Genomic DNA, 7,339 nt, shown 5'->3' with positions numbered 1-7,339 from the left:
CCACGGGTGGGGATGCACGTCGGCACCCCCACCCGCGAGGTCGCCGTCTGCGGAGCAGCGGCAATCCAACACAGCTACTAGTTCTTGACCGCTTCGAGCAGCGGCACGACCTTCTCGATGCCGTAGGGCACGCTCAGCACGGTGTTGAACGACATGGCCGCGCCGATCGGCGGGTCCATGTAGGTGAGGAACAGGTCGCGCTTCTCGCTGACGACGCCGAGCCGCTGGTAGGCGGGCACGGACTTGACCCGCTCCCACGCGGTCTGGTCGAACATGAGCCACACCAGCCGGTCGGCGTCGAGCAGGTCGAACCGCTCCTCGCTGAACTCGGCCACGTTCTTCTCACCGGCGAGCTTGCCGATCTCGTCCACGAGGGTGAAGCCCAGCTCCTTCATGAAGATGGCCTTCGGGTCCGTCGGAGCGAACGCGGAGTACTGGCCGGGCTTGAAGCTGTCGGCCACCACGATCGTCTTGCCGGCCCACTCGGGGTGCGCGGCCTTGGCGTCGGCGAAGCTCTTCGCCACGGCGCCGATCAGCGACTTGGCCTCGTTCTCCTTGCCCAGCGCCTTGCCGATGTGCAGGGTCTGGTCCTGCCACGGCGCGGCGTAGTCCGGGAACGCCTTCGGCTGCGCCACCACGGGCGCGATCTTCGACAGCGTCTCGTACTGCTCCTTCTTCATCCCGGAGTAGACCGCGATGATCAGGTCGGGCTTGAGCGTGGCGACCTTCTCCAGGTTGTACTCGTCGCGCTCGCCGACGATCTCCGGCTGGGTGGACCCCCAGAGTTCCTTGGTCCACGGCCAGTTGCCGAACGGCCGCTCCTTGAACCAGTCCACGACGCCGACCGGCTTCACCCCCAGGGCCAGCACGGGCTCCTGGTCGGACAGGCCGAGCGTGACGACCTTCTTCGGCTCGGCCTTGATCTCGGTGGTGCCGTACTTGTGCTCGACCGAGACCGGGAACGCGCCGGAGGAGGAGGCGGCTTCGGTCGGGACCGTCCCGGAGCCGGCGTCGCCGCCGCCCCCGCAGGCGACCAGCGCCAGCGCTGCGGCCGAGACGACCGCGACCAGCCTGAACTTCGTGGACATCAGGGTTTCCCTTTCGGAGGCGCGGCGGCGCGCCGCAGTACTACCAGTTAGGTTTGCATAACCTAACCTATGACGTGGGGTTTCAGTGAGCCGGTGAGACGCTGATCGCGAATCGGGGCTGCACGGGATCGGCCGACTGGACCGACACGGCGGGTTCACGGCGACCGAGCACGGACTGGAGGATCTCCCCGACCCGCACGGACGTGTTGGACAGCAACGACGACGAGATGCCGTGCGTGTGTTCGGTGCCGCCCTGGAGGTACAGCCCGGCGAGCAGGTGGTCGTCGGTGTCCAGGCGGTAGTCGCGGCCGACGCTGAGCCGGCCCTCCCCGTCACGCGTGCAGCGGTCGGCGAGATCGCCGAGCAGCGCGGTCGGGTCGGCCTCGCGGTAGCCGGTGGCGTAGACGATCGCGTCCGCCTCCAGCACCTCGCGCTCGCCGGTGCCCAGCGATTCGACGGTCACCGTGACGCCGTCCGCGCAGTCCTCCAGCTCGGCGACGCGGGAGAGGTTGAGCAGCCGCAACCGCTGCTCCCCCAACACCTTCTCCCGGTACACCCGCCGGTACAGCTCGGCGATCAGGTCGTTGTCGACCACCGCGTAGTTGGTGTTGCCGTGGTAGTCCATGAGCCGGCGCTTGACCTGCTCGGGCGCGGCGAAGTAGTCGTCGACGGCGTCCGGGTCGAAGATCCGATTGGCGAACGAGCTGTCGTCTGCGGGGCTGTAGCCGTAGCGGGCGAACACCCCGCACACCTCGGCGGACGGGAACCGCTCGTGCAGGAACGCGGTGACCTCGGCGCCGCTCTGCCCCGCTCCGACCACGACGAGCCGGCGCGGGTCGGTGAGCGATTCGACGCGGTGCAGGAAGTCCCGGTTGTGCCAGACCCGCTCGGACGGCCGGACGCCGTCGGGCAGGGCCGCGCGAAGACCGGTGGCCAGCACCAGGTTCCGGGCGCGGCGCACCTCCACCTCGCCGGACGACGTGCGCGACGTGACGTCGAAGTGCGTGATCAGGCCGTCCTCGGTGACCGGCCGGACATCCACCACGTCGTGGTCGTACGACACCAGGTCGTCCACGCGGCCTGCGGCCCACTCGAAGTAGTCGTGGAACTCGACCCGCAGCGGGAACAGGTTCTTGTGGTTGATGAAGTCGACCAGCCTGCCCCGGTCGTGCAGGTAGCTGAGGAAGGTGAAGGTGCTGTTCGGGTTCCGCAGGGTCACCAGGTCCTTGAGGAACGACACCTGCATGGTGGCGTCCTCGATCAGCATGCCCCGGTGCCAGCCGAACTCCGGCTGGCGTTCCAGGAAGTGGGCGGTCACCACGTCTTCGGGGCGCGCGGCGGCGTTGTACTCGGTGACGGCGATCGCGAGGGCCAGATTTGAGGGCCCGAAGCCGACGCCGAGGACGTCGAAGACCGGTGGCTGTGGCATGGGTGTCCCATCAGTGCGACAACAGATGATCGAACTTTGGTGAGCCTAACCTAAGCTGATCCGCAGCGGGAGTGATCCAGGCCTCTCTTTTCATTAGGGTAGCCTCACCTACCAATTAGCGGAAGGCGGCACCGGGTGGAACCCGACCTCAAGACTGCTGTCCCCAATACTGTGCTGAGGGATGCGGTGACCGGGCAGTGGAAGTCGGTGACCGTCGCTTCGGCGCTCGGCGCGGCGCACCAAGCCGGTGAGGCCGCGGTGCCCCTGCTCATCGGCGTGGTGATCGACGAAGCGGTGCGGACCGGCGCGGGCGGGCGGCTGGCGTTCTGGATCGGCGTGCTGGCCGCGGTGTTCGTGACGCTGTCGCTGAGCTTCCGATTCTCCTTGCGCAACAGCGAGAAGGCGTCGCACCAGGCCGCGCACGAGGTGCGGTCCAAGCTGGCCGCGCGGGTGCTGTCGGCGGACGGCGGCGTGGCACGGGGCAGGCTGTCCGGCGAGTTGGCGAACATCGCGACCAGCGACGCGCAACGCGTCGGTCAGGTGAACCTGGCGCTGCCGATCGCCTTCGCCGCCGTGATCGGCGTGCTGGTGGGCGCGGTGGCCTTGCTGCGGGTGTCCGTGGTGCTGGGCCTGCTGGTCCTGGTGGCCGCGCCGGTGTTGTTGGGATTGGCGCACTTCCTCGGCAAGCCACTCGAACGGCGCAGTGACGCCGAGCAGGACCGGGCCGCGTTGGCGTCCGGGGTGGCGGCCGACCTGGTCGCCGGGCTGCGGGCGTTGAAGGGCATCGGCGCGGAGGCGACCGCGGCGCAGCGGTACCGGGTGACCAGCCGGTCGTCCATGGAGGCGGCGATCCGGGCGGCGCGGTCACGGGCCTGGCTGGACGGGTCGATGCTGGCGATGACCGGCGTGTTCCTGGCGATCGTGGCGCTGGTCGGCGGCAAGTTGGCGGCGTCCGGGTCGATCACCGTGGGCGAGTTGGTGGCCGCGGTCGGGTTGGCGCAGTTCCTGCTGTGGCCGCTGGCCATCTTCTCGTGGGTGAACGGGCTGTTCGCGCAGGGCCGGGCGTCGGCCGCACGAGTGGCCGAGGTGTTGTCCGCTCCCCCGGCCGTGCCGCCGGGTTCGTCCGCTTTGCCGTCTTCAGTGGCCGGGCGGGTGGAGTTGACGGACGTGGTGTCCGGGTCCCTGCGCGAGGTGTCGTTGACGGCCGCGCCCGGTGAGCTGCTGGGCGTGGTGGCACGTGATCCGGCGGACGCCGTGTCGTTGCTGGCCGTGCTGGCGCGCGAGGTGGACCCGGCCTCGGGCTCGGTGACGTTGGACGGGCTGCCGCTGTCCACTGTGGAAGGTTCCGCGCTGCGGTCGGCGGTGCTGGTCGCGGCGCACGACGCGGACCTGTACGAGGGATCGGTGCGGGACAACGTGTCGGCCGGCGGGGTGCGGGTGGACGAGGCGATGGACGCGGCGCGGGTGGACGACGTGGCGCGGGCGTTGCCGGACGGGCTGGACACGGTGATCTCGGCGCGTGGCCGGTCGCTGTCGGGTGGGCAGCGGCAACGGGTGGCGCTGGCGCGTGCCCTGGCCGCCACTCCCCCGGTGCTGGTGGTGCACGACCCGACGACTGCGGTGGACGCCGTGACCGAGGTGGCGTTGGCCGCCGGGATCAAGCAGATGCGGGCGGGGTTGACGACGATCGTGGTGGCGACGAGCCCGGCGTTGTTGGCGGCGGCGGATCGGGTGGTGTTCCTGGCTTCCGGTGTCGTCGTCTCGGCCGGCGCGCACGTGGACCTGGTGGCGGACGAGGACTACCGACTGGTGGTGTTGAGCTGATGCGCGAGCTGTTGGCGACCGCGTCCGGCACGCGGACCTGGGCCGCTGTGGGCGAGTTGGTGCGACCGCGCCGCGGGTTGGCGTGGAGGGCGCTGCTGGTGCTGTTGGCGGGCACGGCGGCCGGGTTGGTGACCGCGCCGGTGCTGGGCCGGATCGTGGACCTCGTCGGCGCGGGATCGTCCGACCTCACGTGGCCCGTGGTGGTGTTGGTGCTGGTCGCGATCGTCCAGGGCGTGTCGACGGCGTTCGGCACGTCCCTGGTGGCGCGGTTGGGCGAGGGGATGCTCGCGGACCTGCGCGAGAGGTTCGTGGAGCGCGCGCTGCACCTGCCGTTGGAACGGGTGGAGAAGGCGGGCGCGGGCGACCTGACCTCACGGGTGACGCGGGACGTGCAGGTGATCGGTGACGCGGTGCGCAACGCGCTGCCGGTGATGGCGCGGTCGGCGTTGACGATCGGGTTGACCGTGGTCGGGATCGCGGTGCTGGACTGGCGGTTCCTGATCCCTGTGGTGCTGGCGCTGCCGATCCACGTGCACACCGTGCGCTGGTACGGGGGTCGGGCGGTGCGGCTGTACGCGGCGCAGCGGGTCGCAGTCGGCGTCCAGCAGCAGCAGTTGCTGGACTCGATCGGCGGCGCGGCGACCGTGCGGACGTTCGGGCTGGCGTCGTCGCACGTGTCGCGGGTGCGGTCGCGGTCGCAGGAGGCGGTGGACCTGGCGCTGCGCGGCATCCGGCTGCTGACCCGGTTCTACGGGCGGCTGAACCTGGCCGAGTTCATCGGTCTGGCCGGTGTGCTGGTGACCGGGTTCCTGCTGGTGGGCAACGGTTCCGCCTCGGTCGGCACGGCGACCGCCGCGGCCCTGTACTTCCACGGGCTGTTCAACCCGATCAACGCGGCGCTGGCGTTGGCGGACGACGTGCAGGCGGCGACCGCGTCGTTGTCACGGCTGGTGGGCGTGACGGACGAGCCGATGCCCGTGCTGGAAGGGCGGGTCCGGCCGGTCGACACGACGATCAAGCTGGCCGGGGTCGGCTACTCCTATGTAGACGGACACCCGGTGTTGCGTGACGTCGACCTGGAGTTGGGCGCCGGTGAACGCGTCGCGCTGGTCGGCGCGTCCGGTGCGGGCAAGACGACGTTGGCCAAGTTGATCGCGGGCGTGCACGAGCCGACCAGCGGCAGCATCAGCCTCGGCGGGGTGGATCTCGGGTCGGCCGTGCGGTCGGTCGCGTTGATCACGCAGGAGGTGCACGTCTTCGCCGGTCCGCTGGCCGACGACCTGCGACTGGCCCGGCCCGACGCCACGGATGACGACGTCCTCGCCGCGTTGGAGCGGGTGGGTGCGGCGGGCTGGGTGTCGGCGTTGCCGTCCGGGCTCGACACGGTGGTGGGCGAGGGCGGGCACCGGTTGACCGTGGCGCAGGCGCAGCAGTTGGCGCTGGCCCGGCTCGTGCTGGCCGATCCGCCGGTGGCGATCCTGGACGAGGCGACGGCGGACGCGGGCAGTGCGGGTGCGCGGGAGTTGGAGGCTGCGGCGGCGCGGGCGTTGGACGGGCGGACCGGGCTGCTGGTGGCGCACCGGCTCACCCAGGCCGTGACGGCGGATCGCGTGGTCGTGATGGAGGCCGGTCGGGTGGTGGAGAGCGGCACGCACGAGGAGCTGCTGGCCGCCGGTGGTCGTTACGCCGTGCTGTGGTCGGCTTGGTCGGGCACCCGGTCCTGACGGTCAGGACCGAGCTTCGGTGAGGATGGCGTTTCGGTGAGGACGGCCGCGCTGCCGGCGATGGGAGGCAGATCCGCGATCTCGGCGGCCAGGCGGCGGGCGGCCGGGCGGGTCCGGAGCACGCGTGACAGGGCGTCGACCAGGTCGGTGAGCGCGGCGTCGACCACCACGCCCGCCCCGGCCCGCTCGACGGCCCGCGCGTTGTGGAACTGGTCCATCGCGAACAGCGGGACCACGACCTGGGGAACGCCGGCCGCGAGCGCGGTCATGGTGGTGCCGAAGCCGCCGTGCCCGATGACGGCGGCGGCGTGCGGCATGACGTCCTGCTGCGGCCAGAACCGTTCGACCCGCACGTGGTCGGGGGTCGGACCCAGCAGGTCGGGATCGGCCGCCTCGCCGACCGTGAGCAGGACCCGGAACGGGTGGTCGGCCAGCGCGTCGACCAGCGCGCGGTACGTCTTGCGGAACGGGTCGAGAGCGGCGGCGACCGTGCCGAAGCTCGCGTAGATCAGCGGGTCGTCCGGGTTCGGGAACTCCGGCAGGCCGCGTGCCGTCGCCGGGGGCGGCTCGTAGCGGAAGCGGTGGACCGGCCGGGCGGGCAGGCCGTCGGTGGGGTCCAGCGACTCCGGAACGCAGGTCAGCACCGGCGTGGTGAGCAGATCACCATCGTCGTCGCAGCCCAGCTGCGCCAAGGCGTCACCGAGCATCGCGTACGCGGCGGCTTCCATTTCGGCCAGGCCGAGCGCGATCTCCACCTGGGGGACGTCCAGCCGCCGTGCGACCACGAACGACGCGAACTCCGCCATCTCGCGCACGATCAGGTCCGGCTCGAACTCCCGCACCGCCGCCTCGACGCCGGGCATGGCCGCACGGGCGTTCAGGCCCGCGAAGACATCCCGGACGACCACCGCGTTGGCTTCCTCCATCGGCAGTTCGGGCAGCCGGGCGAAGATCGGCCCCATCACGGCGGGGTCCGAATCCAGCACCGGGAGGTGCCGGAAACCGGCCCGCTCCACCGCGCCGGCGAACGAGGCCGGGGCACACACCCGCACGTCGTGCCCAGCGTCCGCACAGGCTCGCGCGAACGGCGCCATCGGTCCGAAGTGGCCCGCGTTGGCCGTGGTCGCGAACAAGAGGCGCATACCTCGGAATCGGCCCGACCGGCGAACCCGTTACGCCGAACAGCCGATCGCTGCCGACCCTGATCGCGTTGCGCGCACGCGACTGTCTGCCGGTGGCGAAACCGGCGTGAGGGCTTGCTTCGGGCGGCTTAG

The 7,339-nt window shown here is 71.0% G+C and carries 5 protein-coding genes; 2 read left to right on the top strand and 3 right to left on the bottom strand.

Going from position 1 to position 7,339, the window contains the following annotated elements:
• Nucleotides 1-77: 77 nt before the first annotated feature.
• Both F4560_RS07185 and F4560_RS07180 read right to left on the bottom strand, forming a co-directional pair.
• A complete protein-coding gene (locus F4560_RS07185) occupies nt 78-1,088 on the bottom strand; it encodes an iron-siderophore ABC transporter substrate-binding protein (protein ID WP_184917860.1) in 1,011 nt (336 codons plus the stop codon).
• 82 nt (nt 1,089-1,170) lie between these two features.
• A complete protein-coding gene (locus F4560_RS07180; RefSeq protein ID WP_184917857.1) occupies nt 1,171-2,517 on the bottom strand; it encodes a lysine N(6)-hydroxylase/L-ornithine N(5)-oxygenase family protein in 1,347 nt (448 codons plus the stop codon).
• 186 nt (nt 2,518-2,703) lie between these two features.
• Here F4560_RS07180 and F4560_RS07175 point away from each other — a divergent pair, with 186 nt between their 5' ends.
• Together F4560_RS07175 and F4560_RS07170 are read left to right on the top strand one after the other, a co-directional pair.
• Complete coding sequence (locus tag F4560_RS07175; protein WP_312868701.1) at nt 2,704-4,341, top strand: ABC transporter ATP-binding protein; 1,638 nt, start codon at nt 2,704-2,706, stop codon at nt 4,339-4,341.
• Entirely contained in the window at nt 4,338-6,065 is a 1,728-nt protein-coding gene (locus tag F4560_RS07170; RefSeq protein WP_221484056.1) for an ABC transporter ATP-binding protein, read from the top strand. The genes F4560_RS07175 and F4560_RS07170 overlap by 4 nt, the downstream gene beginning before the upstream one ends.
• Here F4560_RS07170 and F4560_RS07165 read toward each other — a convergent pair.
• On the bottom strand, nt 6,023-7,207 hold the full coding sequence (locus F4560_RS07165; protein WP_184917847.1) for a glycosyltransferase: 1,185 nt from the start codon (nt 7,205-7,207) through the stop codon (nt 6,023-6,025). The genes F4560_RS07170 and F4560_RS07165 overlap by 43 nt on opposite strands.
• Nucleotides 7,208-7,339 lie beyond the last annotated feature (132 nt).

It is taken from the genome of Saccharothrix ecbatanensis, assembly GCF_014205015.1.
GTDB lineage: Bacteria > Actinomycetota > Actinomycetes > Mycobacteriales > Pseudonocardiaceae > Actinosynnema > Actinosynnema ecbatanense.
This window is presented reverse-complemented; position numbering and strand designations above follow the sequence as displayed.